Here is a 25,183-nt window from a genome sequence, read left to right on the forward strand (position 1 = left end):
CTCGCGATCAGGTTCGTTTAGTCATCGTATATTGACCAGGACGACGCCGATCGCGAGCAAGCTCACTCCTACAAAAGCAAGGCAACACCTACAACAACGGCGCCACCGTCGGTTCGTTCCGTGGCCACGCATCGAGCACAGCCTTGAACAGGGTCGCCAGCGGAATCGCAAAGAAAATCCCCCAGAACCCCCACAGCCCGCCGAACAACAGGACGGCGCAGATGATTGCCACCGGGTGCAGGCTCACCGTCTGGGAGAACAGCAGCGGCACCAGCACGTTACCATCCAGGGTCTGGATGATGCCGTAGACCGCCATCAGATAAATGAACTGATCGCTCCAGCCCCACTGAAACAGCGCGATGAATGCCACCGGCACGGTCACCACCACAGCGCCTACGTACGGCACCACCACCGAAATCCCCACCAGCATCGCCAGCAACGCCGAGTAATTCAGGCCCATGGTCACGAAGGCGATGTACGTCACCCCGCCGCAGATGAAGATCTCGATGACCTTGCCACGAATGTAGTTGGCGATCTGTCGGTTCATTTCCTCGGCCACATGGGTAATCAGCGTGCGTTCGCGTGGCAGATAACCCCTCGCCCAGCGGCTGATCATCCGACGATCCTTGAGGAAGAAGAACACCAGGATCGGCACCAGCACCAGGTAGATCATCATGTTTACCAACAGCGGCAAGCTGGACAGGGAAAACGTCAGCGCCCATTGGCCGAATTTTCCGACCTCGCCACGAGCCACTTCGATGGCCTGCAAGACCTGCTCGTCCGACACCAGATGCGGATAGCGCTCCGGCAGCAGCAACAGCAGCGACTGCCACTTGGCGAGCATGCCGGGCAATTCGTTGAACAAGGTGATGAGCTGGTGCCACAGCAACGGCACGAGCACCAGCAGAAACAGCGCCAGCGCCCCCATGAATAAAGCGAACACCAGCCCCACTGCGCCACCTTCCGGCACGCGCAGGCGTTCGAGCAGGCTGACCAGTCCGTGCATGAGAAAGGCGAGCACCAGCCCGGCCAAGACTGGCGCAAGCATGCCGCCAAGGGTGAGAACAACGGTAAATCCGAGAACCAACAGCACCGCCAGCACCACCGCTTCCTCGTCGGAAAAGTAGCGCTGTATCCAGTCGCGAAGCACTTTGAACATCAAGAATCCTAAGGGGGGGGTTGCGAGGGGTCAGAAATGCTCAGGCCTTACGCAGCCAATACCGATAAATGCCGTCAGCGTTTTCTTCGTGCAGCAGCACATGGCCGGCCAGCTTTGCGAATGTACGGAAGTCGCGCTGCGATCCGGCATCCGTGGCCGTCACTTTGAGGACCGCGCCGCTGGCCAGACGGTTGAGTTCCATCTTGGCCTTGAGCAAGGGTAGCGGGCAGTTGAGGCCACTGGCGTCAAGCTCTGCATCGCAGGCTGCGGGGTTTCCTACAGCGTCAGACATCGTTTCTCTCCGGGTAGACACATCCGCCCTCGCATTAAAGCCAACGGGCGGAAGAACATTCTTACAGGTTTTCCAGAATACCCCACTCTGGTCAGCAAGCCATTGAGCCAGCTACAGTGACGCCTTTCTGCCCCAGAGTTTCGTGCATGAATTTTTTGCGCCCCACGCTGCTGACCCTCGCATGCCTGCTGGCAGCGCCGAGCTTCGCAGAAGACGACCTGCCCTCCCTCGGCGACGCGAGTTCATCCATCGTTTCTCCGCAGCAGGAACATGACCTGGGGCGTGCCTGGCTAGGGCTGTTGCGCTCTGAAGTGGCGCAGCTGTCCGACCCGCTGCTCAAGGACTACGTCGAGTCCTCGGTCTACCGACTCGCCGAAACCAGCCAGGTGCAGGACCGCCGTCTCGAATTCATTCTGATCAACACGCCGGAGATCAACGCCTTTGCCGCGCCCGGCGGGATCATCGGGGTCAACGGCGGGTTGTTCCTCCACGCCGAAACCGAAGGCGAGTACGCTGCGGTCCTCGCCCACGAACTGGCTCACCTGTCGCAAAGGCACTTCGCCCGCGGCGTACAGGCGCAACAGCGTATGCAAGTGCCGGTGATGGCAGCCATGCTTGCCGGCATCGTCATGGCCGCAGCGGGCGCAGGCGATGCGGGGATTGCTGCGATCGCCGGCACCCAGGCCGCTGCAATTCAGGAGCAGGCAAGATTCTCCCGGCAGAATGAATCTGAAGCGGACCGCATCGGCATCCTCAACCTGGAAAAGGCAGGCTACGACCCGCGCAACATGCCCACCATGTTCGAGCGTCTGGCACGCCAGTATCGCTATGACGCCAAGCCGCCGGAATTCCTGATGAGCCACCCGGTGACCGAATCACGTATTGCCGACACCCGCAACCGCGCCGAGCAGGCCAAGCCCGGCGGCAAGGAAGACAGCCCTGCGTATCAACTGATGCGCGCGCGCACCGTGCTGATCTACGAAGAAACCCCCGGCATGGCCGCCAAGCGTTTCCGTGCGCAACTGGCCGAGAACCCGAAAAACGACGCTGCTCGCTACGGTCTGGCGCTCGCCCAGACCAAGGCGGGTCAGCTGAATGAGGGTCGCGAGACGCTGAAGCCCCTGCTCGACAAGGCGCCGGACAACATCCCCTACAACCTCGCCGCCGTGAACCTGGACATCTCCAACAATCGCCTGCCCGATGCTCAACAGCGGGTGGACCGAATGTTGAGTCTCTATCCGGACAACTACCCGCTGAATCAGGCGAAAGTCGACGTCTTGCTCAAGCAGTCCAAGGCGCCCGAGGCATTGAAGTCTCTGGAGATTCTGCTGAAGAGTCGTCCGGACGATCCGGACATCTGGAATCAGGTGGCTGACACCCGCGGCCTGTCGGGCAACACCATCGGCCTGCATCAGGCCCGTGCGGAATATTTCGCGCTGATGGGCGATTTCAAACAGGCGATCCAGCAGCTTGAATTCGCCAAGCGCCGCGCGAACAACAACTTCCAGCTGGCCTCACGCATCGACGCGCGGCAGCAGGAAATCATCGCTCAGGAGCGGGCGGTGAAGGACATGATGAATTGAGGTCAGCTGCAAGCGGCAAGCCATAAGCTGCAAGCTGGAACGCAGCCAATCGGCTTTCCGCTTGAAGCTTGAAGCTTGCGGCTAACCGCTTTTATTCAAGCATTCCCCGAAGCTTTCATGCGTGCCGCCTGGGTGAAGTCGAGCATGCGCTGCAACGGCCGGACGGCGTGAGGGATGACCGCCGGGTCAACGAAGATCTCGTTGGTGCCTTCGCGCAGGCAGTCAAGCGTGCGCGCCAGGGTGTTCATCGCCATCCACGGGCAATGGGCGCAACTGCGGCATGCCGCGCCGTTGCCAGCGGTAGGCGCCTCGATGAAGACCTTATCGGGGCACAGCTGCTGCATCTTGTAGAAGATGCCTCGGTCGGTGGCGACGATGAAGGTGGTGTTCGGCAGTGTTTGCGCCGCCTTGATCAACTGGCTGGTCGAGCCCACCGCGTCCGCCAGGTCAATGACCGACTCCGGGGATTCCGGGTGCACCAGAATGGCTGCGTCCGGGTACAGCGCCTTCATGTCCTCCATCTGCCGGGACTTGAATTCCTCGTGCACGATGCAGGCGCCGTCCCACAACAGCATGTCCGCCCCGGTCTCACGCTGAATGTAACGGCCCAGATGCTTGTCGGGCGCCCAGATGATTTTCTCGCCGTTGTCCATGAGGCTTTCAACGATCTCCAGCGCACAACTGGACGTCACTACCCAGTCGGCACGGGCTTTTACGGCGGCGGATGTGTTGGCGTAAACCACCACGGTGCGCTCGGGGTGCTGATCGCAGAACGCAGCAAACTCGTCGACCGGGCAGCCGAGGTCCAGCGAGCAGGTCGCCTCAAGGGTCGGCATCAGGATGCGCTTTTCGGGGGTCAGGATTTTTGCGGTTTCACCCATGAAACGCACCCCGGCGACCAGCACGGTTTTCGCCGGATGGTTTTTGCCGAAACGCGCCATCTCCAGAGAATCCGAGACGCAACCGCCGGTTTCTTCCGCCAGTGCCTGAATCACCGGATCGCAGTAGTAGTGCGCCACCAGCACAGCGTCCTGGGCCTTAAGCTCGGCGGCGATCAGGCAGCGATATTCCGCTTCCTCCTCCGGGGTCAGGATTTTGGGCTGTTTGGCGTCCAGGTGCGCTTGGACCAGGAGGCGTTCGGAGATGTGTGTCATGTCGATGGACCTGAATGCGCGTACGGACAGAAAGTCTGCATGATGGAAAACGGCCGGGAAGTTAGCACGGGATCTGTTGAGCGATCACTTACCGGCAGTCCCCGCTATCAATGTTAGCTTCATCGCCATCACCTCAAGCGCAGGACATCGCAAAACAGGTTCGCAACGGTTGGAACGAGTCAGCCAAAAAAGCACCGAAACCCTCAAGCCCGCCATTCAATGGCAGAATCTGCGTCACTGGACAGTTTTGGAGCCCCTCATGCTGAGCGTGTTTGAACGACGACTCGACCCCTTCCCTCCCGACGAAGCACCGCCGCCCCCCGTGGGCCTGGCGCGGTTTCTCTGGGCCTGCACCCGGGGTGCGCGTGGCTACATCCTCGCCCTTGCGGTGCTCAGCGCCTGCGTGTCGATTTACGAAGCCTGGCTTTTCTCGTTCCTTGGGCAAGTGGTTGATCTGCTGTCGACCTGGAAGGACGGAGGCGCCACCGCAGGCGAAGAAAGCCGAGCGCTGTGGGGCATCGGCATTGTGCTGGTGGTCAGTATCGGTCTCGTGGCCATGCGCACGATGGTCCAGCACCAGATACTGGCGATCAACCTGCCGCTGCGACTGCGCTGGGACTTTCACCGCCTGATGCTGCGGCAAAGCCTGTCGTTCTTTTCCGACGAATTCTCCGGTCGGGTGACCACCAAGGTCATGCAGACCGCCCTGGCGGTGCGGGACGTGCTGTTCACCCTGATCGAAATCGCGCCCGGCATCGGCGTTTACTTCATCGCGATCATCGCGCTGGCCGGCGGCTTCGCCTTGAAGCTGATGCTGCCGTTCCTTGCCTGGATCGTGTTGTTCGGGCTGGCGATGCTGTACTTCGTGCCGCGCCTGGGCAAAGTCGGTCAGGAGCAGGCCAACGCACGGTCCTCGATGACCGGGCGGATCTCCGACGCCTACACCAACATCACCACGGTGAAGCTGTTCTCTCACTCCAAGCGTGAAGCACAGTTCGCGCGCGCGGCGATGGAGGACTTCAAGCAGACCGGCTTCCGCCAGATGCGGCTGGTGAGCCAGTTCGAAATCGTCAATCAGGCACTGGTCGTTGCGTTGATTCTGGGCGCCGGCGGTTATGCCCTGTGGCTGTGGCATCAGGGTGACGTCGGCACTGGCGCGGTGGCAGCGATTACCGCGATGGCGCTGCGCATCAATGGCATGTCCCACTGGATCATGTGGCAGATGACCTCGCTGTTCGAGAACATCGGCACGGTGCAGGACGGCATGGCGACGCTGACTCAGGGCCCCAAAGTGCAGGACGCCCCGGATGCAACCGCGCTGAAAACCACTGGAGGTGCGGTGACCTTCGACAACGTCAGCTTCAACTACAACGGCGAGCGCCAGGTGCTGGAGGGTTTGGACCTGGCCATCCGGCCGGGCGAGAAGATCGGACTGGTCGGCCGTTCAGGCGCCGGCAAATCCACGCTGATCAACCTGCTGCTGCGCTTCTATGACGTGGACAGCGGCGAAATTCGCATCGATGGTCAGAACATCAGGCAGGTCACGCAAGACAGCCTGCGCAGCGCCATCGGCATGGTGACTCAGGATACGTCGCTGCTTCATAGGTCCATTCGCGACAACATTGCCTATGGTCGACCCGATGCCACCGATGAGGAAATCCACACCGCTGCGGTTAACGCCCAGGCGGATGGCTTCATCAGTCAGCTCAGCGACAAGCATGGCCATAGCGGCTACGACACGCTGGTCGGTGAACGCGGTATCAAGCTGTCGGGCGGCCAGCGCCAACGGGTTGCCATTGCCCGGGTGATGCTGAAGAACGCGCCGATTTTGCTGCTGGACGAAGCGACCAGCGCCCTGGATTCGGAAGTCGAAGTGGCGATTCAGGAAAGCCTCGATGAGATGATGAAAGGCAAAACCGTGATCGCAATCGCCCACCGGCTGTCGACGATTGCGGCCATGGACCGGCTCATCGTGATGGACGACGGGCGCATCATCGAACAAGGCACCCACGCTGAACTGCTCAACAAAAACGGCACGTATGCGCGGCTGTGGCATCACCAGAGCGGCGGGTTTCTGGGCGAGGATCAGGGCGTGCCTGAGGCGGTGGATCAGGTATAGCGGCAGACTCGCGGTATATCCGCAGCGACACGGCGGCTCTGTGGCAAAGCCGTCATGTCACTGCGGGCCCCGCCGATACACGACATCCTCGCCTATCAGAATCTCCTAGTAGACCGACTTACTAGGATGTATTCTCCGACGCTATGAATACTCCCCATACACGTGGTTCATCTGATGTCCGTCAAGGCATCCTCGACGTCGGCCAGCGCATTATGGCCGCCAAGGGGTATTCCGGCGTCGGCCTGAACGAAATTCTGGCTGCTGCGGGCGTGCCGAAAGGCTCCTTCTACCATTACTTCGGTTCCAAGGATGCCTTCGGCGAGGCGTTGCTTGAGCATTACTTCGACGACTACCTCGCTGACATCGATCGTATCCTCGGCGAGCCCGGCCTGCCCATGGGTGAGCGGCTGATGAATTACTGGCGCGTCTGGCAAGACACGCAGTCGTTTCAGGAATGTCAGGGTAAATGCCTCGCCGTGAAGCTTGGCGTGGAAGTGGCTGATCTTTCGGAAGCGATGCGCGCTGTTCTCAAGCGCGGCACGGCCGGGATTACCGACCGGCTCGGCAGCGCGATCGAGGCTGCCGTTGCCGACGGCTCGCTGCCCGCCTGCGAGAACCCCTATGCCGTTGCACAAAGCCTGTACCAGTTGTGGGTCGGCGCCAGCGTGATGGTCAAGATCGAAAGAAGCCTCGCGCCGTTTCAGACGGCCATGGAAACAACACGTGTGATTCTGCGGCTTGCCTGATCGGCGCACTGCCATGTCCCGCCGCTCTCTGTGGCCTCGCCCCTCTTCTGTATAGCGCCTGCCGGTCTGTCCTGACCGGCTTTATATATTCACCACTGTTAAGTAACGTTCAAACAGCCTCCTGAAATAATTTGAAAATAACCCTAGACGACTGGTCTACTCAGGTCTAAGGTGTATCTACTTTAACCCGTCCCAAGGAATATGCCCGATGAAAGTGCTTATGGTTCTGACTTCCCACGACACCCTTGGCAACACCGGCCGTCCTACCGGCTTCTGGCTGGAAGAACTGGCCGCGCCCTACTACGCGTTCAGCGACATCAACGCCGAGATCGTTCTGGCGTCGCCACAAGGCGGTCAACCTCCGCTGGACCCAAAGAGCAACGAGCCTGACTCCCAGACCGACCTGACCCGTCGTTTCGAAAAAGACGAAAAGGCCACTGCTCAGCTCGCCAACACCGTCCGCTTGGACAGCGTGTCTCAAGCAGATTTCGACGCTGTGTTCTATCCAGGCGGCCATGGCCCTCTGTGGGATCTGGCTGAAGACAAACACTCTGTCCAGCTCATCGAATCGTTCATCGCCGCCGGCAAGCCCGTCGCTGTCGTCTGTCACGCCCCTGGCGTGCTGCGCCACGTCAAGAACGCCGACGGCACCCCGCTGGTTAAAGGCAAGAAGGTCACCGGCTTTACCAACAGCGAAGAAGAAGCGGTCGGCCTGACCAACGTGGTGCCTTTCCTGGTGGAAGACGAGCTGAAATCACTGGGCGGCGTCTACTCCCAAGGTCCGGACTGGGGCTCGTATGTCCTCACCGATGGTCTGCTGATTACCGGCCAGAACCCTGCTTCGTCCGGCCCTGCGGCAGACGTGCTGATCAAGGCACTGCAAAACAAATCGGCCTGATCACAGCCCGGCGCGAGGGGTGTTCGCACCCCTCCCTGCCTTTCTCCTTTTCACTGAGATCACAACCATGAACTGGTAATGAACGGATTCAACCCGACCCCAGGCCCGACTCTATGTCGGGCTTTGTCGTTTCTGGGCAGATGCGAGTAACCAAACAAACATTGCGTCGACGGGTCTAACTCGCCAATGGCGGGCATTGAGCAACGCTCACGATGCTCCTTGTGACGGGTGAGCAGTTGCGGACGACATACTCAGCAGCAGCGCCCGCCATACCCTTGCCCCCGAATACCTCACCGACAGCGTTGTGAACGACAGCACGAGGCCGTCCAGCGTCAACCTCAACAACGGCTTCAGGCTTTGCGCCGGCGACCTGCTGGACGTTTCGGCGTTAGGGTTTAGCCCTGGGGGCTGGGGTTTGGCACCCGCCGAGCTGCACCCGATCGGCTGAATCCATAAGGACCATTCCAAATGGCAGGCATGAAAAAGCCGTCGCACGTGCGACGGCTTTTTTTTGCAGCGTGGGCGATTACAAAGCTTCTCCCATGCTGATACTGCTCACTGAATCTCAGTCAACGCTTTTTGCCCACACCGCCTGGGCGTTGGTGAATTCGCGCAGCCCGAAGTGGGACAGTTCGCGACCATAGCCACTCTTTTTGACGCCTCCCACCGGAATCCGCGCGTTGGTGGCCGGGAATCCATTGATAAACACGCCACCGGTTTCCAGACGCCGGGCGATGCGTTGCGCGCGCGGGATGTCCTGGGTCCACAGGCTGCCGCCCAATCCGTAGTCACTGGTGTTCGCCAGCAGGATGGCGTCTTCGGCGTTGGCGGCAATGGTGATCGCGGCCACCGGGCCGAACGTTTCTTCGTCGAAGGCGGCCATGCCTGGCTTCACATCGGCCAGCACGGTGGGTGCGTAGAAATTGCCGGGGCCGTCGATCTTCTTGCCGCCCAGCAGCAACGTCGCGCCGGCTGCAAGTGTGCGTTGAACCTGACCATCCAGCTCATCGCGCAGATCAGCGCGGGCCATGGGGCCGACGTTGATTGCGCTGTCCAACGGGTCACCGACTTTTAGTTGCTCGACCGCTGCAACGAATTGACGCGTGAACTGCTCGGCGATCGGCGCCTCAAGAATGAAGCGCTTGGCCGCGAGACAGACCTGGCCGGCGTTCTGGAATCGCGCTTCGACGGCAGCTTTCACGGCAAGGTCGATATTCGCATCGGCCAGCACAATAAAGGCGTCCGAGCCGCCCAGCTCCAGCAGGCTCTTCTTGAGCGCCTTGCCTGCGGTGGCTGCCACGGCAGAACCCGCACGCATGCTGCCCGTCAGGGTGACGGCAGCGATGCGCGGGTCTTCAATGGTGCGGGCCACGGTGTCGTTGTCAGCGATGAGATTGGTGAACAGACCTTTGGGAAAGCCCGCTGCCTCATAGGCTTCTTGCAGCGCATAGGCCGAGCCCATGACGTTCGGCGCGTGCTTGAGCATGAAGCCGTTGCCCGACAGCATGATCGGCCCGGAGGCACGAATCACCTGCCACAGCGGGAAATTCCAGGGCATGACCGCCAGCACGGTGCCGATCGGCAGGAAGGACACATGGACTTCGTCGTCGCTGCCTACATTGACGGGTTCATCGGCAAGAATCGCCGGACCGTTGTCGGCAATCCATTCAAGGGTGGCTGCGCACTTCTCCACTTCTCCACGGGCCGCCGCCAGGGTCTTGCCCATTTCAGCGGTGATCAGTGCAGCGAAGGATTCCGACCGCTCACGCAGGGTGTCCGCCAGACGGCGATAGGCCGCCACGCGCTCGCCCATCGGCGTGGCGCGCCACAGACGAAAGGCCGCCGCGTTCGCATCCAGCAACTGCTCGACTTCGCTTTGCGTCTGGAAGGGGTAAGTGGCGATCAGCTCACCGGTGGCCGGGTTGCGTGATGTGGCGACGTTTGCGGTGGAAATCGGGCTCAGGTCAGACATCGTGATTACCTCGTTAGCGGTCGGTGCAGCAAATAGGCGCTGCGATGACCGCCACTCTAGGCAAGCCCGAAAAAGCCCGGAAGGCGTGTTGTTATCCTATGACCGTGAGTCATAGGCAGTGTGGCGGGGAATGTAAGTCACCAGCGACAGGTCCGGCCGCCCTTCAGGCGTCAGCGCGACGTAGGTGAAATCGATATGACCGCTGATGGGATGCAGCAGACGCTTGCGGCCCTCTTCGAAACCTTTGACTTCAGTGTCCTGCCACCACTCTTTGAACTCCGGGCTCAGGGCCGAGAGCTCTTCGATCAGGCTGTCGAACGGTGCCTTGTCCTGGGCCAGCGCGCGCGATGCCCGAAACGCACTGATCATGCCCCGCGCCATCTGCTCCCAGTCGAGGATGATGGTTCGGTAGGGGATGTACAGAAACAGCAGACGCAGCGTGTTGCGCTCGTGGGGCTGCAACGAACCGTAGTCGACGAACAGCTCGGCGATGGCGTCGTTCCACACCAGAATGTCGAGTCGGGCGTTGCGCACATACGCCGGAATGGGGTTGATCGCGCGCACCAGCATTTCCAGGCCGTCGGTTACACCGCCGCCGGTCGCGGCAGCCGGCACTTCCAGTGCGGAAAGCGCATACAGGTGCGCCGACTCCACACGATCGAGCTTAAGGACCTTGGATATCCGTTGCAGGGCGTCCGGCGAGGGCTGTATGTCGCGGCCCTGTTCAAGCCAGGTGTACCAACTGACGCTGACCCCGGCGAGCGCCGCCACTTCTTCACGGCGCAATCCGGGCGTGCGCCGCGGCCCTTCCGGCAGACCGAAGTCCTTCGGATCAAGGCGCGCCCGCCGGCTGGACAGGAAATTGCCGAACTCACGCCGTTGCTCTATCGAAGGTCTTTTAGCCATAACTCGCTCGTGGTCCGCGTTTTGGTTGATCGCGGAAAACCGGCATCGTGGGTCAAGGCCTGGCGTGGGTCAAGCCGGTCAAGGTATCGGCGATGGCTTTAGTGCGCCGCGCCGTGCCTTCGGTGGCCTGGTTCGAGTGTTCCAGAGAATCGAGCATTTCGCGCAGTGCGCCGACGCCGGTTGACTGGTCCTCGATCTGCTGCGCCACCCGCTGGATCTCGCTGGAGAGCAGGTCGATGTCGACGCCAATCTCCGCTGCGTTCTTGCGGGTGATTTCCGCCAGCTTGCGCACTTCGTCGGCGACCACGGCGAAGCCTCGGCCCAGGTCCCCTGCCCGCGCGGCCTCGATCGCAGCGTTGAGCGCCAGCAGGTTGGTCTGGCCGGCGATCTGCTGAATCACCTGCACGATGGACTGGATGCGCAGGCTCGATTCCGCGAGGGCTCGGGCGCCGACCACCGCTTCGTCCGCCTGACTGACCAGCGCTACAACGGTGTTGCCAGCGGTTGTCGAGACGGTGTTCTGCTGGTCAATCGTGCCGGCCAGATCGTCCATCGACAGGTGCAGCTCGCCGGAGTAGTGCTTGATTTGCGTGGACATCTCTTCCTGCTGCTGCCCGGCCTGGGCAAGGACCCGACCCAGTGCGGCAAGGCCCTCGAACACAGGTAAAACTTTGGTATCCAGCCCCCGAGTATCCAGCGCATTGTTGAAATCGTTGAGCTTGAACGCCTCGATCTGCTTCACGATGACGTGGTTCAAACCCACCATCTTCTTCAGCTGGCGGCGCAGGAAGAACGCCTTGAACTCTCCGTAGTGGGCAATGAAACGGTCGACGTACTCGTCGGTGAACGAAGCGCCCTTCGCCACCCGGAAGAAAAAGATCGCCGTGAGCGTCTGGTTCAGGTTCAGGCCGAGAATTTCGCCGAAGGTCGAGAACCCCACCACCGGCACGTTACCGAACAATCCGGTCATGCTGCCCAGGTCCTTGCCGTTGTTGGCCCGACGCAAGATGCAGTCGTTGAGGATTGCCGCGACGGGCTGACCGCCCTTGCCACGGAGGAATTGCTCGTAATCCACCTGTGTGGCTTCGCGCAAGGGGGTGCGCTTGACCATCACCAGTTCTTCGCCGGGGGCCACGTCGCAGAACAGCTGAATGATTTGCTGTGCATGGTCGATGCGCGCGATCGATCGCACGAACAACTCGCTGCCCACGCGAATGGCGAAGGAGTAATCCGCGAGGTTCTTTTCCAGGGCTTGAGCATCGCAATCGAAGGCGTTACACAGGGCCTGCACCATGCTCATGATGTTGCCCTTGCTGTCGATCACCTGGTCGATGGTGCGGTCTTCGACAGACGCGGTCAGGACGCTAAAGGTCAGCCCGGCCGGTTGGAAGTTCTGACTTTTGAACACGCCGAACCGTACATCAGCGGCCGTCTTGATGAAGACAATTTGCACATGATTCTGATAGCTGCGCTTGCCGTCGTGGATCAGCGTCTTCTTGAAATCCGACTTGCCGCCGGCCGAGCCTCCGACAAAGAGGCAGGGAAAGCGACCGGACTCGTAAAGCGCTTCCATGAAAAACGATTCGGACGCCGACAAGCCGTCGAACACTACATACGCCAGGGTGTCGCGGTGGTCGATGGCCGTGCTGACCTGCGCGCGCTTGATGTTGTTGACCAGCTTTTCGATACGCTCGCGCATCTCCATGCGCTTGCCGCCGCTGCGGATGTCTTCGCACTCCAGCGGCACCATCACCACTTCGGCTGAAGCAATCACACTTTTTTCGAAAAGCTGCAGGACGATGCGGTCCCAGCGATCACCGGTCGCACAATACAACCCGGTCGCACTGTTGCACAGCTCGCCGGACGTGGTGCACAGGCTCAGCGCGCTGTCGGGAAAGCGCTGCTTGATGCGGGCGGCGATCTGGTCGATGTCCAGATGGGGAGAGACGAAGCCCGTCACCAGAACAGGCGCCGAACGCACGCCTGCCAAGGCACCGTCCAGTTCGCCAGCGGTGCAGTTAATGCTGACCGCTTCCTGGCGGTTGGCGCGGGACCGGTTGAAGAGTTTGAGTGGGTTCATCGTCGGCTCACTAGAAAGGATCGCTGAGCGCATGGGTGCATACGCGGCAGCTTTCCTCTGTATCGGCCGTGGAAAATCTGACTTGAAGGACAGGACGTGGCGTTGGTCGGGGATTCGAACCGAAGCCCGTACGATTGCTTCAGCTTTGATCGCCGTCGGTGTAATGGATGCCAAAGTCGTGGCGCCCCGGCGCGAGGTGGGGCTTGAGCGTGAGCGCCGGGATCTCATAATCTCCGGCGTTCTGTCGACGAAACGGCAGTGGCGGATCGGTGAAGAGATTGTCCAGACGCGTCGCATACTCAGCGCATAGCTGGTCGAACCGGACGGCGTCCACCTTGCTGGTCTTATAGATCGGGAAAGGCGGCAGGACTGTAAACCCGGGGTAAAACAGCACCCCGTGCTGTATCGGGAAGAGCACGTCATTCAAGGCACCGTTGACCCCGCGCTCACTGTAGTGAGATTCCCATCCGCCCATAGTGACCGTGAGCATCGCGCGCTTCCCCGCCATCCGGCCCTCGCCGTAGCGATCCCCCCAATGGCGTTCGCTGTGCTCGCCCACACCATAGGCAAAACCGTAGGCATACACCCGCTCGACCCAGCCCTTGAGGATCGCCGGCATCGAAAACCACCACAATGGAAACTGGAACACCACTGCGTCAGCCCACTGCAACTTGGCTTGCTCAGTCTCGATGTCCTGTGGCTGGACGCCGGCGGCAAACACTCGGTGTGACTCAATGGCGGGGTTGAAAGGCGTACTGGGGTCGTAACCGGGGGCGTCGTCAGGGTCGAGCGCCGCCTTCCACTTCATTTTGTAGAGATCCGATACTTCAAGTTCATGGCCAGCCGCCTTTAGATGGGCGATCGCAAAGTCCCTCAGCGATCCATTGAGAGAGCGAGATTCAGGGTGGGCGTAGATCAGCAGTATGTTCACAAGAGGCTCCGGATTGGATGGATGCCTCACCGTAGCGGCGATCGCGCTATGCTAGAAATGAATTCCTGAAACAGCTGGTATTTGCATGCACTATATCTTGCGCCATCTGGACCTCAATCTGCTTCTCACGCTGGATGTCTTGCTGGCTGAGCTGAATGTCACGCGCGCGGCACGCGTCCTCAACCTCTCGCAGCCGACTGTCAGCCTGCAGCTGGGCAGGCTCAGGGAGATGCTGGCCGATCCTCTGCTGTTGCCAGGCCCACGAGGCATGCTGCCCACGGAACGCGCCCGCGAATTGCGCAAGCCGTTGAGCGAAGCGCTGGCAGCGTTGAACAGTGCATTGAGCCCTGCTGATGCATTTGACCCCGGATCTTCAAATCAAACCTGGAAAGTAGCCGCCAGCGACTACGCCACTACCGCCCTTGTCTGGCCGTCGCTGCGACGGATCAGGAGCATCGCGCCGAACACTCGGTTGGCGCTTCTGAACAAGCACCCTCTCGACCTTGCCAGTGACCTGGAAGGCGGTCGTCTCGATCTCGCTCTGCACACTCGCGACGAAGCTCCGCCGAAGCTGCGTCAACGCTCGTTAGTCCACGAACGCTACGTCCTGGCCGGACGGAAAGGGCACTCCGCCTTCCAGTCAAAGCTGACCCTCAAAGCATTTTGCGCCCTTGACCACGCCATCATGTCCCCCAACGGCGCAGGCTTCACTGGCACTACCGATCAAGCATTGGCGATCAAAGGCCTGCAACGCCGGGTCGTGTTGTCGGTGCCCAATTTCAACTCACTCATTTCAGCCCTGACGCACAGTGACCTGGTGGCAGTCGTGCCACAGAGGATGGTGCAAGATGAGCCTGCTTTGCATGTTCAGGATCCTCCTCTGGTTATTCCCGGGTTTGAAATGTTGATGCTGTGGCCGGAGCGACTGCACCGCGATCCCGCGCATATGTGGCTGCGCGACCTCATTGCTTCGACGGTCGAGACAACTTCCTCTGCGGCGCACTGACACCGAGCTCTGGATCTTTCATGCACAATCAAGGCACGTTGACCGCATGGCTGAATCCCTTCGGGTTCGCCGTAGCGCGCCGTTAATCTGGATTGGCGGATTGTGGTCATGAATCTTTCCAAAAAGTGACGCGGGGCTAGCAAAACGATGCCACTGGCCCATGCCTTGGGTAACATTTTCAATTAGCCCCCCTCAAGCTGAGCCATCAAAGGAAGTCCATTTGTCAGCAAAGCCTCTTACTGCCCGTGAAACCTGTCAGGTCCTGCGTGACATCGCCCTCGGCATTCGGGTGATGCGTCGGGTGGACAGCAACGCTCAAGTCGAAATCGACAGCGGTCTGATGACCGTCGAGACTGACGGCTGGCTGATCACGTTTTACAAACAGCACCGCGCGCTGGACCACTGCGACCGCTGTCTCAGCCCAGAAGGCCGGGCCTATATTTTTGACGCCCGCCAGCGCTACGGCACTGACCCGCTTGAGCTGCTTAGCACTTGGGAGCGTAGTCAGCTGGAATCGCTGCTCTCCCTCACTTGAGCGAACGCTCATAAACCGCGCGTCAAGCGAGGTCGTCAGCCCCCCCCCTTCGCTGTCCCTTCGCGGGTTCAGCAACCGATGATTTCAAGTGCCGCCATGCAGTAATTCCAAGGCATGCCGGGCGATAACTGCGTTTTCATCGGTAGGAATGACCCATGCCGAGACAGCGCTGCCGATTGAAGACAGCCGCGCGACCCGCTCTGCAGGATCCTGCCCGCTGTGCTCCAGCCCGAGCCAGGCGCAGCCCTCGATAATGGCGTTGCGCACCTCGACCGAGTGCTCGCCGATGCCGCCGGTGAAGACCAGTGCATCCACGCCGCCCAGTACAGCGGCCAGGCTGCCTATCTCTCGAACCACGCTGCGCACGAACAACCGGATAGCGTGTTTGGCCTGCGGGGCCTGACTGGCAGTCAGTGTGCGCATGTCACTGGCGATTCCACCGGACACACCGAGCAATCCGCACTGGTGATACAGCATGTGTTCCAACGCTTGCGCGGTCATGCCGCGCTCGCGCAGCAGGTAAAGCAAAAGCCCGGGATCAAGTCGTCCGGGACGCGTCCCCATCAGCACGCCGTCCAGCGTGCTGAAGCCCATCGTCGTAGCGCGGCTGACCCGGTCATGCAGGGCGCAGAGGCTTGCGCCGTTACCCAGGTGAGCGACGATCGTCCGTCCAGTGGCTGCTCGTTGATCGTACTCAGGGAGCACGCTGGCGATGTACTCGTACGACAAGCCGTGAAAGCCGTAGCGGCGAAGGCCTTGTTCGCTCAGCGCCAACGGCAGCCCGAAGCGGGTTTCCAGAAGGTCCAGGCTCTGGTGAAACGCCGTATCGAAACAGGCGAACTGGGGGATATCCGGATGTTCGCGAGTCAGATAGCTGATCGGCGCCAGGCATATCGGCTGATGCAAGGGAGCAACCGGGATAAGCGACCTCATCTCGTCCATCATCGATGAATCGATGCGCATGGCCACTTCGCGGCGGTTGCCGCCGTGAACGATCCGGTGCGCGGCAGCGCAGATATCGCCGCCCATGTGACGCTCGATCCAGTCCATCAGATTGAACAGTGTTCCGCTGTCAGGTGAGGAGTCGTCACGCGGCCATTCTTCGCGTTTTTGTGCGTCGTGGCCGCTATGACAGAAGATCAAACGCTCGGTGTCCTCACGTACCTCAAAAGTGCCATTACCCACGCACTGCAGGCCCACCACACGCTCGGCTGCGTTGTACAGCGAGAACTTGATGCTGGAGGATCCTGCGTTAAGGACCAGGAGCAAAGCCAACGGCTGATCGTTCATTTTGCGCTCCGGTAGTGGGCCTGAAATCCGTTTGAGCGTGGTCACGACCATGACGAATCAAGTGGCATCAGTGTCGGTTACAGGTCGCGGTGCTTTCATCCATGGCCAGCAATCCCTTGCCTCCCATGACCAGCACCTTTGCGGTTGCTTTCAGGGCTTGGGCATTCATGCTCACGCCCTCAGCTCTGGCTGAAATCGATCACGACCCGCGAGGGCACATCGCCGTGCTCAAGTCGTTCGAACACCTGATTGATCGCCGACAGTGGCTGTAACTCGATATCCGCGCGCACCTTGCCCTGGGCGGCAAACGCCAGTGCTTCAGCCATGTCCTGGCGATTGCCGACGAAGGAGCCGCGCACGGTGATGCAGTTGGCGACCACATCGAACAGCGGTATCGGAAATTCTCCCGGCGGCAGCCCCACCAGCACGCAGGTACCGTGCTTGCGCGTCATGCCGACACCTTGCGTGAAAGCGCTGAGTGAAGGTGCGGTGATCAACACACCATGGGCGCCGCCACCGGTGGCCTCTTTTACCGACTCGACGGCATCACCCTTCAGGGCATTGACCACAGCGTCGGCACCAAGCCGGGTGGCATGGGCCAGTTTGCCGTCATCGATATCAACCGCACACACCCGCAGCCCCATGGCCTTGGCGTACTGCACCGCAAGATGCCCCAGACCTCCTACGCCAGAAATCGCAATCCACTGGCCAGGCCTGACAGAGGCTTCCTTGATGCCTTTGTAGGATGTGAGCCCGGCGCAAATGATCGGCGCGGCATCACGTGGGTCCAGGCCCGGCGGGATGTGAGCGACGTAATCCGGATTGGCCAGAATGTACTCGGCGAATCCGCCATTTTGGGTATAGCCCCCAAACTGCGCACTGGCGCAAACCGTCTCCCACGCGCTCAAGCAGTACTCGCAGTGTCCACACGCCGAGTAGAGCCATGGCACGCCGACTCGCTCGCCCTCTTGCACGCTGGTCACCCCTGCCCCGATGGCGACCACCACGCCGATGCCTTCATGGCCCGGAATGAAGGGTGGCGAAGGCTTGACCGGCCAGTCGCCCCGCGCGGCATGCAGATCGGTATGACACACGCCGCAAGCCTCGGTCTTGATCAATATCTGCCCAGGACCGGGCTCGGGGATGTCCATTTGACGCAGTACCAAAGGCTTGCCGAAGGCTTCAACCACGGCGGCCTGCATTTTACCTTTCATGGGGATGCTCCTTATTGGACTGAAACCAGGGTGTCATCTGGGTAGATAACGGCTATCAGGCGTCGGTGAAGGTCTGATCTCTGACGTGACCCTGCGCCAGCGGCGGCGGCGCTTCTGGATCGGTGAAGTCGGTTGTCCAGTGCCAGTTGCGAATTTCCGGCAAGTCTTCAAAGTGCTCGCGAATCCAGACGTGATGCCGGTGCAACTGGCTCTCGAAAAAGCGGATGGCTTCCTGACTTTGCTCGCGCAGGCGGGGCACGTGACCCAGGGCATCGATCGCCAGTTGATAACGACTCATGTTGTTGAGCACGACCATGTCGAACGGCGTTGTCGTGGTGCCTCGGTCACTGAAGCCGCGTACGTGAAAGCGCGCTTCGTTGGCACGCCCGTGGACCATGGAATGGATCACCCACGTCGAGCCGTGAAAGGCGAACATCACCGGCACGTCGTGAGTGAACAGCGCTTCGAACGAGAGCGTGTCCATGCCATGAGGCCGATCTTGCGGGGCACTGAGAATGCCCAGGTCCACGACATTGACCAGCCTGACTCGAATCCCGGGGACATGCTTCTGCAACAGCCAGCTGGCCGCGACCGCTTCTGTGGTCGGCACATCACCTGCGCAGGCCAACACCACGTCAGGTTTCTGAGCGTGGTCGTTGCTTGCGAAGGGCCAGATCGAGGCGCCCTGGGAGCAATGCTTGAGCGCGGCGACGAAATCCAGCCATTGAAAATCCGGCTGTTTGCCGCAGGTCACCACGTTGATGTAGTTGCGGCTGCGCAGGCAGTGATCGAAGACATTGACCAGGCAGTTGGAATCAGGCGGGTAATACACGCGAACCACGTCCGAGCGGCGTTGCAGGACGTTATCGACAAAGCCGGTGGACTGGTGACTGAAGCCGTTGTGGTCATTACGCCAGGCATGGCTGGTGATCAGGATATTCAGTGACGCCAGCGGGCGACGCCACGCAAATTCCTTGCTTTGCTGCAGCCACTTGGCGTGTTGAGTGACCATTGAATCGACCACCTGAGCGAACGCCTCATAGGTCGACCACATGCCATGCCTGCCGGTTAACAGATAGCCTTCCAGCCAGCCCTCACACAGGTGCTCGCTGAGCACTTCCATGACTCGCCCGTCAGGGGCCAGATGATCGTCGATCGACAGGCAAGGTCCGGGGGCCAGGCGATTGCTCGCCTCGAATACGGCATTAAGGCGGTTAGAGTTGGTTTCGTCGGGACCGAACACACGGAAGTCATGGGGGTTGTAGCGCATGACGTCACGCAGGTACTCGCCGAGCTTGCGGGGCGCTTCGGCAATGACCTGCCCCGGAGCCGGAATCTCCAGCCCATAGTCGGCGAAGTTCGGGAGATCCAGCGCCACCAGCCTTCGGCCGCCATTCACATACGGCACCGCGCCCATGCGCAGGTGGGGCGGTGGGTTCAAGGCCTGGAGATCCGGCAACAACTCGCCTCGCCTGCTGAACAGCGAGTCCACCCCGTAACTGCGCATCCAGGTTTCCAACTGCCGAAGGTGCTCAGCGTTGCTTCTGACGTTCGCCAAGGGAACCTGATGCGCCCGGAATGTACCCTCTACCGGCAAACCGTCGACCACTTTAGGCCCCGTCCAACCTTTGGGGCTGCGCAGGATGATCATCGGCCAGCGGGCACGGACCTCGCCTGCTTCGTTTCTGGCCTGATCCTGTATGCGTAGAATCCCGTCGTGACAGGTGTTCAATGCTGCGGCAAATCGCTGGTGCATGCCGGGTAAGTCATCGCCCGCCACAATCAACGGCTCGTAACCGCGTCCTCGATACAGGCTGATCAAGTCTTCATCCGCGAATCGCGCCTCTACCGTCGGCCCGGAGATCTTGTAGCCATTGAGGTGCAGGATCGGCAGCACTGCGCCGTCGCGAAGCGGATTGAGAAAGTGGATACTTTTCCAGCTGCCTTCCAGTGGGCAGGTCTCTGCCTCGCCGTCACCGATGACGCAGGCCACCAGCAGATCCGGGTTGTCGAACACCGCGCCGAAGGCGTGCAACAACGAATAACCCAACTCCCCGCCTTCATGCATTGAATTGGGCGTGTGCGGTCCACAGTGGCTGGGTATGCCGCCCGGTGTGGAAAAGCTGCGAAAAAAACGCAGCATCCCGACCTCATCGCGGCCAATCTCCGGGTGCACCTCGCTGTAAGTCCCCTCAAGCCAGGCGCAGGCATTCATGGTCGGGCCGCCGTGCCCCGGCCCGGAAATAAATACGACCTGCGCACCGCGCTCGCTGATCAGACGATTCAGGTGCACGTAAATGAAGTTCTGCCCGACCGAAGTGCCCCAATGCCCCAGCAATCTGGGTTTGATGTGCTCGGCCAGTAACGGCTCGCGCAGCAAAGCATTAGCCTGCAGGTAAATCTGCCCGACGCAGAGATAATTCGCCGCGCTCCAGTATCGATGCAGTCGTGCCAGCAGTTCTGCGCCAAGAGGCCCGACCTGGTCGGCCTGCGCAGCAACCTCAGATGACGGTCCGCTTGCGCGTTCTGCGGTGGAAAGTGCTGCATTGAATCGATACATGGTGACTCCCTTGGATGTCGCCGAAACCTGGCGCTCGGCTGAATGCCACGGGCAAGCGGCTGTTGTGATTTTCTGCAGCGGACGCCAGAGGAGGAGGCAGCGCAGTCAGGCGCCCTGCGACGTCGACCCTGCTGCGCATCAGGTATTGCGCGGATCAACCACCAGCAGACTGCTGGGCATGTGATGGGCCACCTGCTCTGTGGTACTGCCCAGCAAGGCGCTCAAGCGATTGCGATGAACCGTTCCCATCACGATGACATCAATGTTTTGCGCCTCGGCAAAGGCGCCAATCACCTTCGCCGGGTAGCCCATCACGAAGTGCTTGCATTCATTGGGCACCCCGAACTGCTCGGCCAGTTTGTTGAACGCATCCTCCTCTGCTTCGTAAAGGGTCTGTGCCAGGTTTGAGCTAAATCCCATGGCATTTTGTGAGGCGAAAACAGAGGTCAGGTCGTAGGCGTAGATCAGGTGCAACTGCGCATCACACTGGGCAGCAAGCTTCTCGGCCTGGGTGATGATGGTTTCATTGATGCCGGGGAGCTGATCATCGGGATCAAAGGTGTCCACCGCCGCCAGGATCTTCAGCGGTCGGGCATGTTCCACTTTCGAGACCAGGTGCAAGGGGACCGGGCAATCGTGCAGCAACCGCAGATCCAGCGAGGTAAACAGCATGCGTGTCACCCACGATTCATGCTCCACGTCCTTGATCACCAGCGACGGATTCATCTCGCGGATATGCACCATGATTTCGCCAAGGGACTGCATCACCCACACCACCTCCGTGGTGACCTGTACGCCCAGATTGCGTATGGAGTGGGCTTGCTCCTCGAGCCATTCACGGTGGCGCACCACATAGCCATCACGCATTTCTTTCAGCGCCCTGTCATTGACCAGGCCGGCAGTGGCAAGGCCATCGACGTAATCAAAGGCGACGATATGCAGTGCCGCGTCCTTGGCCTGGGCCAGCGCTCCCGCGCGATCGAAGGCGGACGTTCTTTTCATCAATGGCGAGGCGATCAGCATCAGACGCTCGGGTTGAAACATGGCGCACCCTCCAATCGGCAGGAACGGCAATCACAGCGCTTCGAAGAGGTGCTGTGGGCGTTAGCTTTCGATTCTCGTCGGCCCGTCAGAAGCCGGCTTGATCTACATCAAGGATGGGGCAGAGATCGCAGAAGGCGGAAAACGCCCAGCCCGCTGGCAGCTACTTCCATCTGTTCGCATTGAACTCACGCGAGTCGGATGACTTTCTCTCTCTCTCATCCGTCCCGCTCATCCACATTTGAAATGCCCGCTGTCACTGGTCTCCCGGCGCGCCTATGCTGAGTTGAATAAGGAGATTCCCATGAGCGCCCATCTGGCCGCTGTCCCCGATCTGCTCCTCAAGGCTGAGTGCGCCAATTGCGGTGTTCGTGAGCTGTGCCTTTCGATGGGCATGAGTGTCATTGATACCGATCGTTTGTCCGCCATCATTCCCCAGCCTCTGAAGATCAAAAAAGGCGAGGCGCTCTATCACGCCGGTGATCCCCTGCGATCGCTTTACGCAGTGCGCTATGGTTTTTTCAAGACGACCATCTCCTCCCAGGACGGGCGCGATCAACTGACCGGGTTTCAGATGTCGGGAGAGATGCTGGGATGCGACGCGATCAGCAATAATCGTCACGTGTGCGACGCCATCGCGCTGGAAGACAGTGAAGTGTGCCCAATTCGTTTCAACCAACTGGAACGGTTATCACGTGAACTGCCTTCGTTGCAGCACAACCTCAATCGCGTCCTGAGCAGAGAGATCGTGCGGGACCACGAGATGCTGCTGCTGATGGGCAATCTCAATGCAGAGGAACGCATGGCCGCGTTTCTGCTCAACCTCTCCAACCGCATGGCCAATCGAGGTTACTCCCCTACCGCCTTCGTGCTGCGCATGACCCGGGAAGACATCGGTTCATACCTTGCGCTGCGCCTTGAAACGATCTGTCGTGCCATCGCCAACCTGCGCGACCACAGCATTGTCAGGATTTCCGGACGCGCTGTTGAGATCCTTGATCTCAAACGCCTGCAGGCCTTGATACACGGCTGCGGCTGCGGACCGAAAACGCTCTGAATCGGCATGCCATCTACAGCGAATCGGCCTTGACCACCAGTACGCTGCAAGGCGCGTGCGTCAGCACCACTTCCGCCGTGTCGCCCATGACCCTTTCCAGACCATGGCGCGGCGATGTGCCCATCACCAAAAGGTCAAAACTGTTTTGCCGGGCGAACGCTTCCACCATGAGATGTGGGGTTCCGGTCATGAAGTGGCGACGCCGCTCGGCAATCCCGTGCTGAGCGCATAACGACGAAAACGACTCTTCGTGCGCCTCAATGAGGGCCTCCTGAAACCCCGCTTCGACGGGCATCCCGCCGAGCATGGTCGCCCCTGAGGTATAAATCGCCGCCCAGTCGTACACATAAAGCACGTGCAGTTCGGCGTGACATTGGGCGGCCAGATGTGTCGCTGCCCTGAGTATTTTATCGTTCAGCCGCAGGTCGGCGTGACTGGAGCGATAGAGACTGACCGCAGCTATCATCTTGATCGGCAATGGATGCGTGGAAGGCGTCACAAGCTGAACCGGGCAAGGGCAATGGCGCAACAACGCCCAGTCGAGAGGCGTCGAAAACAGCCGCTGCAGCGAGGCTTCAAGATGAACGTCCTTGATCAGCATGCCAGGCCGGAGAGTCCTGACACAGTCCTGTATCTCCTCAAACACATGCTCCGTCCATAGCAGCTGCACAGAAATATCCAGACCCTTGCTGCGCTCCGTTTCCACCTGTTCGTCGAGCCAGCGACGGTGAGCGTGCAAGTGCGCGTCGCGAAGCTTCGCCAGTGCGCCGGGGCTGAAAAGTCCCAACACCTCCAACAGTCTCACGTGGTCCAGAGCGACGATACGTAATCGAGCGCCGCAGGCCCCGGCCAACGCAATGGCGCGCTCAAAGGCGGGCGTACGCTCCTGCCTGGACGACGCGATTAATACAAGGCACGGAGAGTCTTTCACATAGACCTCACTCATCATCTTCTTGGGCTGAGGATCGGCCGCCACCCATCAGTGCCGAGCAGCCTGTCAGGGCGTTGCGCCTTGAATCGAGTATGTGCGCCCATCGCACCTTGAATCTGATGTAGATCAGAAGATGCCGCCTGACCTGCCTGTGCAGTGACATTTATCAAATGCCGCATCAGGGCTTGGCAGCACAGTGAGGCGTCTGCGGAGAGCCCCGAATGATCACTATCACGTTGATCAACATCCTGATCATTACCACAGCGGTCATCGTTCATTACGAATGCCTGCTGAGCCTCAACCTTCTGATGCCCAGGCTTAACCTCTGGCATCGCTTCCGAATGGTCTTCGGCGTCTTGGGCACCCTGATCGCCCATGCCGTTGAAGTCTGGATATTTGCGGTGGGCTACTACGTGATGAACCGCTCGGAAACATTGGGGCGGCTGAGCGGCAACTTCGACGGCAGCTTGATGGACTCCGTGTATTTCTCGTTCACGACCTTCACCACCATCGGCTTTGGCGACATCACCCCCAGTGGTCCGCTCAAGTTTTTGACCGGGCTGGAAGCGCTGACTGGGTTGGTGCTGATCACCTGGACGGCCTCGTTTCTGTTCATCGAGATGCAGAAATACTTCGGCGCCACATCATCGCGCCCCAAAGCCCGGTCAAGCGATGCTTCAACGAAACACTATCGGATGGCGCCTAAAACATCCTTACATGACAAAGCTCAATGTTTGATTTCCCGGCAAGCGCTCAATGATCACAGCGTGACTTTGAGCAATCGAGCCGCGCGCCAATGCCTGCAGCCGAGAGGATTGACCATGAACGATTTGACGTTACGCCGAACTATCCTGGACGAGCTTGAGTTTTTGCCCCATATCGATGCCGCCGCCATTGGCGTGTCGATCGAGAACGAGGTCGTGATCATGAATGGTCATGTCGGGACCTACGCTGAAAAAATCGCCGCAGAACGGGCCGTCAAGCGCGTCAAGGGTGTGCGGGCTGTCGCCGAAGAGCTGAAGGTGCGGGCGACCACGGCCGTGGGTTTCGGAGACGAAGTGACGGCCTCGCGGTGTCTGGACCTGCTGCGCTGGAATACCGTGGTCCCGGACGAACAGATACAGATCAAGGTGCAGCAAGGCTGGGTGACGCTTGAGGGCAACGTGGAGTGGCAACATCAGAAAGAGGCTGCGCAAAAGGCGATACAGAAACTGGACGGCGTCGTGGGGCTTAACAACCTTCTGGTCATAAGACCCAAAGCCGACGCTCAAGACATCAAGCGGCTGATCGAGGAGGCGCTGGCGAGAAGCTCGGACCTGAACGCCAGCAAGATCCGCGTCGTCGTGGAGGGCAATGAGGTCAAACTGGAAGGCACCGTTGAGCGATGGCTCGAACGCAAGGAAGTTGAGCAAGCTGCCTGGGCTGTACCTGGCGTCACGAACGTAGAAAACCGTCTGCTCATCATCTGACGGGGTGATGTAATGCGGTTGCCTACTGTTGTGGATGCTGCGCAGCAGCGGGTGCTACAGCAGCGCTGTCAGTCCGTCGCCATGTCCAGACCAGCGTGCATCCAGCTGAAGGCCACCCCCGAGACAAGGGGTTTATTAGCAGGCAAAAAAAAATCTGGAAATCCGCATTTTCATGGGCCTTCCAGATTTTCGAAATGGTGGGTCGTGTGGGATTCGAACCTACGACCAATTGGTTAAAAG

The 25,183-nt window shown here is 60.0% G+C and carries 22 protein-coding genes and 1 pseudogene; 10 read left to right on the forward strand and 13 right to left on the reverse strand.

Features of this window, described 5'->3' with window-relative positions:
- Positions 1-88 precede the first annotated feature (88 nt).
- Together BMY98_RS15630 and BMY98_RS15635 are read right to left on the reverse strand one after the other, a co-directional pair.
- On the reverse strand, positions 89-1,159 hold the full coding sequence (locus BMY98_RS15630; protein WP_074890688.1) for an AI-2E family transporter: 1,071 nt from the start codon (positions 1,157-1,159) through the stop codon (positions 89-91).
- A gap of 40 nt (positions 1,160-1,199) precedes the next feature.
- The gene (locus BMY98_RS15635) at positions 1,200-1,451 is read right to left on the reverse strand and encodes a sulfurtransferase TusA family protein (RefSeq protein WP_074890690.1); all 252 of its coding nucleotides are present in this window, start codon (positions 1,449-1,451) and stop codon (positions 1,200-1,202) included.
- 146 nt (positions 1,452-1,597) lie between these two features.
- On the opposite strand from BMY98_RS15635, the gene BMY98_RS15640 reads away from it, so the two are divergent.
- Complete coding sequence (locus tag BMY98_RS15640; RefSeq protein ID WP_074890692.1) at positions 1,598-3,034, forward strand: M48 family metalloprotease; 1,437 nt, start codon at positions 1,598-1,600, stop codon at positions 3,032-3,034.
- A 95-nt stretch (positions 3,035-3,129) separates the two neighbouring features.
- On the opposite strand, the gene nadA is transcribed toward BMY98_RS15640, so the two are convergent.
- Positions 3,130-4,188 (reverse strand): quinolinate synthase NadA, encoded by a 1,059-nt coding sequence (gene nadA / locus BMY98_RS15645; protein WP_074890693.1) that lies wholly within the window; start codon positions 4,186-4,188, stop codon positions 3,130-3,132.
- 259 nt (positions 4,189-4,447) lie between these two features.
- Here nadA and BMY98_RS15650 point away from each other — a divergent pair, with 259 nt between their 5' ends.
- The 4 genes from BMY98_RS15650 to BMY98_RS27325 all read left to right on the forward strand — a co-directional run bounded on the left by BMY98_RS15650 (position 4,448) and on the right by BMY98_RS27325 (position 8,399).
- The gene (locus BMY98_RS15650; protein WP_074890719.1) at positions 4,448-6,307 is read left to right on the forward strand and encodes an ABC transporter ATP-binding protein; all 1,860 of its coding nucleotides are present in this window, start codon (positions 4,448-4,450) and stop codon (positions 6,305-6,307) included.
- Between the two features lie 143 nt (positions 6,308-6,450).
- Entirely contained in the window at positions 6,451-7,053 is a 603-nt protein-coding gene (locus BMY98_RS15655; RefSeq protein WP_074890695.1) for a TetR/AcrR family transcriptional regulator, read from the forward strand.
- Positions 7,054-7,261: 208 nt separating this feature from the next.
- On the forward strand, positions 7,262-7,951 hold the full coding sequence (locus tag BMY98_RS15660; RefSeq protein WP_074890697.1) for a type 1 glutamine amidotransferase domain-containing protein: 690 nt from the start codon (positions 7,262-7,264) through the stop codon (positions 7,949-7,951).
- A gap of 304 nt (positions 7,952-8,255) precedes the next feature.
- A complete protein-coding gene (locus tag BMY98_RS27325; protein ID WP_175514175.1) occupies positions 8,256-8,399 on the forward strand; it encodes a hypothetical protein in 144 nt (47 codons plus the stop codon).
- Positions 8,400-8,516: 117 nt separating this feature from the next.
- On the opposite strand, the gene BMY98_RS15665 is transcribed toward BMY98_RS27325, so the two are convergent.
- The 4 genes from BMY98_RS15665 to BMY98_RS15680 all read right to left on the reverse strand — a co-directional run bounded on the left by BMY98_RS15665 (position 8,517) and on the right by BMY98_RS15680 (position 13,840).
- Positions 8,517-9,914, reverse strand: coding sequence for an NAD-dependent succinate-semialdehyde dehydrogenase (locus BMY98_RS15665; protein ID WP_074890721.1), 1,398 nt, complete (start codon positions 9,912-9,914; stop codon positions 8,517-8,519).
- Positions 9,915-10,019: 105 nt separating this feature from the next.
- The gene (locus BMY98_RS15670; RefSeq protein WP_074890698.1) at positions 10,020-10,829 is read right to left on the reverse strand and encodes a helix-turn-helix transcriptional regulator; all 810 of its coding nucleotides are present in this window, start codon (positions 10,827-10,829) and stop codon (positions 10,020-10,022) included.
- Between the two features lie 52 nt (positions 10,830-10,881).
- Positions 10,882-12,909, reverse strand: coding sequence for an FIST N-terminal domain-containing protein (locus BMY98_RS15675; RefSeq protein ID WP_074890700.1), 2,028 nt, complete (start codon positions 12,907-12,909; stop codon positions 10,882-10,884).
- 139 nt (positions 12,910-13,048) lie between these two features.
- Complete coding sequence (locus BMY98_RS15680) at positions 13,049-13,840, reverse strand: NAD(P)H-dependent oxidoreductase (RefSeq protein ID WP_074890701.1); 792 nt, start codon at positions 13,838-13,840, stop codon at positions 13,049-13,051.
- An 85-nt stretch (positions 13,841-13,925) separates the two neighbouring features.
- On the opposite strand from BMY98_RS15680, the gene BMY98_RS15685 reads away from it, so the two are divergent.
- Together BMY98_RS15685 and BMY98_RS15690 are read left to right on the forward strand one after the other, a co-directional pair.
- Positions 13,926-14,846 carry a LysR family transcriptional regulator gene (locus BMY98_RS15685; protein WP_074890703.1) on the forward strand — a complete coding sequence of 307 codons (921 nt, stop codon included), beginning with the start codon at positions 13,926-13,928 and terminating at the stop codon, positions 14,844-14,846.
- 220 nt (positions 14,847-15,066) lie between these two features.
- On the forward strand, positions 15,067-15,381 hold the full coding sequence (locus BMY98_RS15690; RefSeq protein ID WP_074890705.1) for a DUF7693 family protein: 315 nt from the start codon (positions 15,067-15,069) through the stop codon (positions 15,379-15,381).
- A gap of 84 nt (positions 15,382-15,465) precedes the next feature.
- Here the strand turns inward: BMY98_RS15690 and BMY98_RS15695 are convergent, their stop codons facing one another.
- The 5 genes from BMY98_RS15695 to BMY98_RS15710 form a co-directional block, all read right to left on the reverse strand.
- The gene (locus BMY98_RS15695; protein WP_083398799.1) at positions 15,466-16,671 is read right to left on the reverse strand and encodes an acetate/propionate family kinase; all 1,206 of its coding nucleotides are present in this window, start codon (positions 16,669-16,671) and stop codon (positions 15,466-15,468) included.
- Between the two features lie 67 nt (positions 16,672-16,738).
- Positions 16,739-16,840: a class I fructose-bisphosphate aldolase gene (locus BMY98_RS26890; protein WP_108122140.1), complete on the reverse strand. Its 102-nt coding sequence runs from the start codon at positions 16,838-16,840 to the stop codon at positions 16,739-16,741.
- A gap of 10 nt (positions 16,841-16,850) precedes the next feature.
- Positions 16,851-17,885 carry an alcohol dehydrogenase AdhP gene (adhP, locus tag BMY98_RS15700; RefSeq protein ID WP_074890707.1) on the reverse strand — a complete coding sequence of 345 codons (1,035 nt, stop codon included), beginning with the start codon at positions 17,883-17,885 and terminating at the stop codon, positions 16,851-16,853.
- A 55-nt stretch (positions 17,886-17,940) separates the two neighbouring features.
- Positions 17,941-20,445 carry a phosphoketolase family protein gene (locus BMY98_RS15705; RefSeq protein ID WP_074890709.1) on the reverse strand — a complete coding sequence of 835 codons (2,505 nt, stop codon included), beginning with the start codon at positions 20,443-20,445 and terminating at the stop codon, positions 17,941-17,943.
- A 138-nt stretch (positions 20,446-20,583) separates the two neighbouring features.
- Entirely contained in the window at positions 20,584-21,489 is a 906-nt protein-coding gene (locus tag BMY98_RS15710; RefSeq protein WP_074890710.1) for a universal stress protein, read from the reverse strand.
- A 301-nt stretch (positions 21,490-21,790) separates the two neighbouring features.
- On the opposite strand from BMY98_RS15710, the gene BMY98_RS15715 reads away from it, so the two are divergent.
- Positions 21,791-22,543 carry a cyclic nucleotide-binding domain-containing protein gene (locus tag BMY98_RS15715; protein WP_074890712.1) on the forward strand — a complete coding sequence of 251 codons (753 nt, stop codon included), beginning with the start codon at positions 21,791-21,793 and terminating at the stop codon, positions 22,541-22,543.
- Between the two features lie 13 nt (positions 22,544-22,556).
- On the opposite strand, the gene BMY98_RS15720 is transcribed toward BMY98_RS15715, so the two are convergent.
- The gene (locus BMY98_RS15720) at positions 22,557-23,489 is read right to left on the reverse strand and encodes a universal stress protein (protein ID WP_074890724.1); all 933 of its coding nucleotides are present in this window, start codon (positions 23,487-23,489) and stop codon (positions 22,557-22,559) included.
- A gap of 206 nt (positions 23,490-23,695) precedes the next feature.
- Here BMY98_RS15720 and BMY98_RS15725 point away from each other — a divergent pair.
- Together BMY98_RS15725 and BMY98_RS15730 are read left to right on the forward strand one after the other, a co-directional pair.
- Positions 23,696-24,115 (forward strand): annotated as a pseudogene (locus BMY98_RS15725) (potassium channel family protein); the annotation flags it as partial.
- Between the two features lie 180 nt (positions 24,116-24,295).
- The gene (locus tag BMY98_RS15730) at positions 24,296-24,943 is read left to right on the forward strand and encodes a BON domain-containing protein (RefSeq protein WP_074890725.1); all 648 of its coding nucleotides are present in this window, start codon (positions 24,296-24,298) and stop codon (positions 24,941-24,943) included.
- Positions 24,944-25,183 lie beyond the last annotated feature (240 nt).

Source organism: Pseudomonas graminis (genome assembly GCF_900111735.1).
GTDB classification, from domain to species: domain Bacteria; phylum Pseudomonadota; class Gammaproteobacteria; order Pseudomonadales; family Pseudomonadaceae; genus Aquipseudomonas; species Aquipseudomonas graminis.

What these genes read in the sequence shown, in the direction of transcription:
- BMY98_RS15630 (WP_074890688.1), bottom strand. Translation starts at nt 1,159, where the DNA reads ATGTTCAAAGTGCTTCGCGACTGGATACAGCGCTACTTTTCCGACGAG.
- BMY98_RS15635 (WP_074890690.1), bottom strand. Translation starts at nt 1,451, where the DNA reads ATGTCTGACGCTGTAGGAAACCCCGCAGCCTGCGATGCAGAGCTTGAC.
- BMY98_RS15640 (WP_074890692.1), top strand. Translation starts at nt 1,598, where the DNA reads ATGAATTTTTTGCGCCCCACGCTGCTGACCCTCGCATGCCTGCTGGCA.
- nadA (WP_074890693.1), bottom strand. Translation starts at nt 4,188, where the DNA reads ATGACACACATCTCCGAACGCCTCCTGGTCCAAGCGCACCTGGACGCC.
- BMY98_RS15650 (WP_074890719.1), top strand. Translation starts at nt 4,448, where the DNA reads ATGCTGAGCGTGTTTGAACGACGACTCGACCCCTTCCCTCCCGACGAA.
- BMY98_RS15655 (WP_074890695.1), top strand. Translation starts at nt 6,451, where the DNA reads ATGAATACTCCCCATACACGTGGTTCATCTGATGTCCGTCAAGGCATC.
- BMY98_RS15660 (WP_074890697.1), top strand. Translation starts at nt 7,262, where the DNA reads ATGAAAGTGCTTATGGTTCTGACTTCCCACGACACCCTTGGCAACACC.
- BMY98_RS15670 (WP_074890698.1), bottom strand. Translation starts at nt 10,829, where the DNA reads ATGGCTAAAAGACCTTCGATAGAGCAACGGCGTGAGTTCGGCAATTTC.
- BMY98_RS15675 (WP_074890700.1), bottom strand. Translation starts at nt 12,909, where the DNA reads ATGAACCCACTCAAACTCTTCAACCGGTCCCGCGCCAACCGCCAGGAA.
- BMY98_RS15685 (WP_074890703.1), top strand. Translation starts at nt 13,926, where the DNA reads ATGCACTATATCTTGCGCCATCTGGACCTCAATCTGCTTCTCACGCTG.
- BMY98_RS15695 (WP_083398799.1), bottom strand. Translation starts at nt 16,671, where the DNA reads ATGAACGATCAGCCGTTGGCTTTGCTCCTGGTCCTTAACGCAGGATCC.
- BMY98_RS26890 (WP_108122140.1), bottom strand. Translation starts at nt 16,840, where the DNA reads ATGAATGCCCAAGCCCTGAAAGCAACCGCAAAGGTGCTGGTCATGGGA.
- adhP (WP_074890707.1), bottom strand. Translation starts at nt 17,885, where the DNA reads ATGAAAGGTAAAATGCAGGCCGCCGTGGTTGAAGCCTTCGGCAAGCCT.
- BMY98_RS15705 (WP_074890709.1), bottom strand. Translation starts at nt 20,445, where the DNA reads ATGTATCGATTCAATGCAGCACTTTCCACCGCAGAACGCGCAAGCGGA.
- BMY98_RS15710 (WP_074890710.1), bottom strand. Translation starts at nt 21,489, where the DNA reads ATGTTTCAACCCGAGCGTCTGATGCTGATCGCCTCGCCATTGATGAAA.
- BMY98_RS15715 (WP_074890712.1), top strand. Translation starts at nt 21,791, where the DNA reads ATGAGCGCCCATCTGGCCGCTGTCCCCGATCTGCTCCTCAAGGCTGAG.
- BMY98_RS15720 (WP_074890724.1), bottom strand. Translation starts at nt 23,489, where the DNA reads ATGAGTGAGGTCTATGTGAAAGACTCTCCGTGCCTTGTATTAATCGCG.
- BMY98_RS15730 (WP_074890725.1), top strand. Translation starts at nt 24,296, where the DNA reads ATGAACGATTTGACGTTACGCCGAACTATCCTGGACGAGCTTGAGTTT.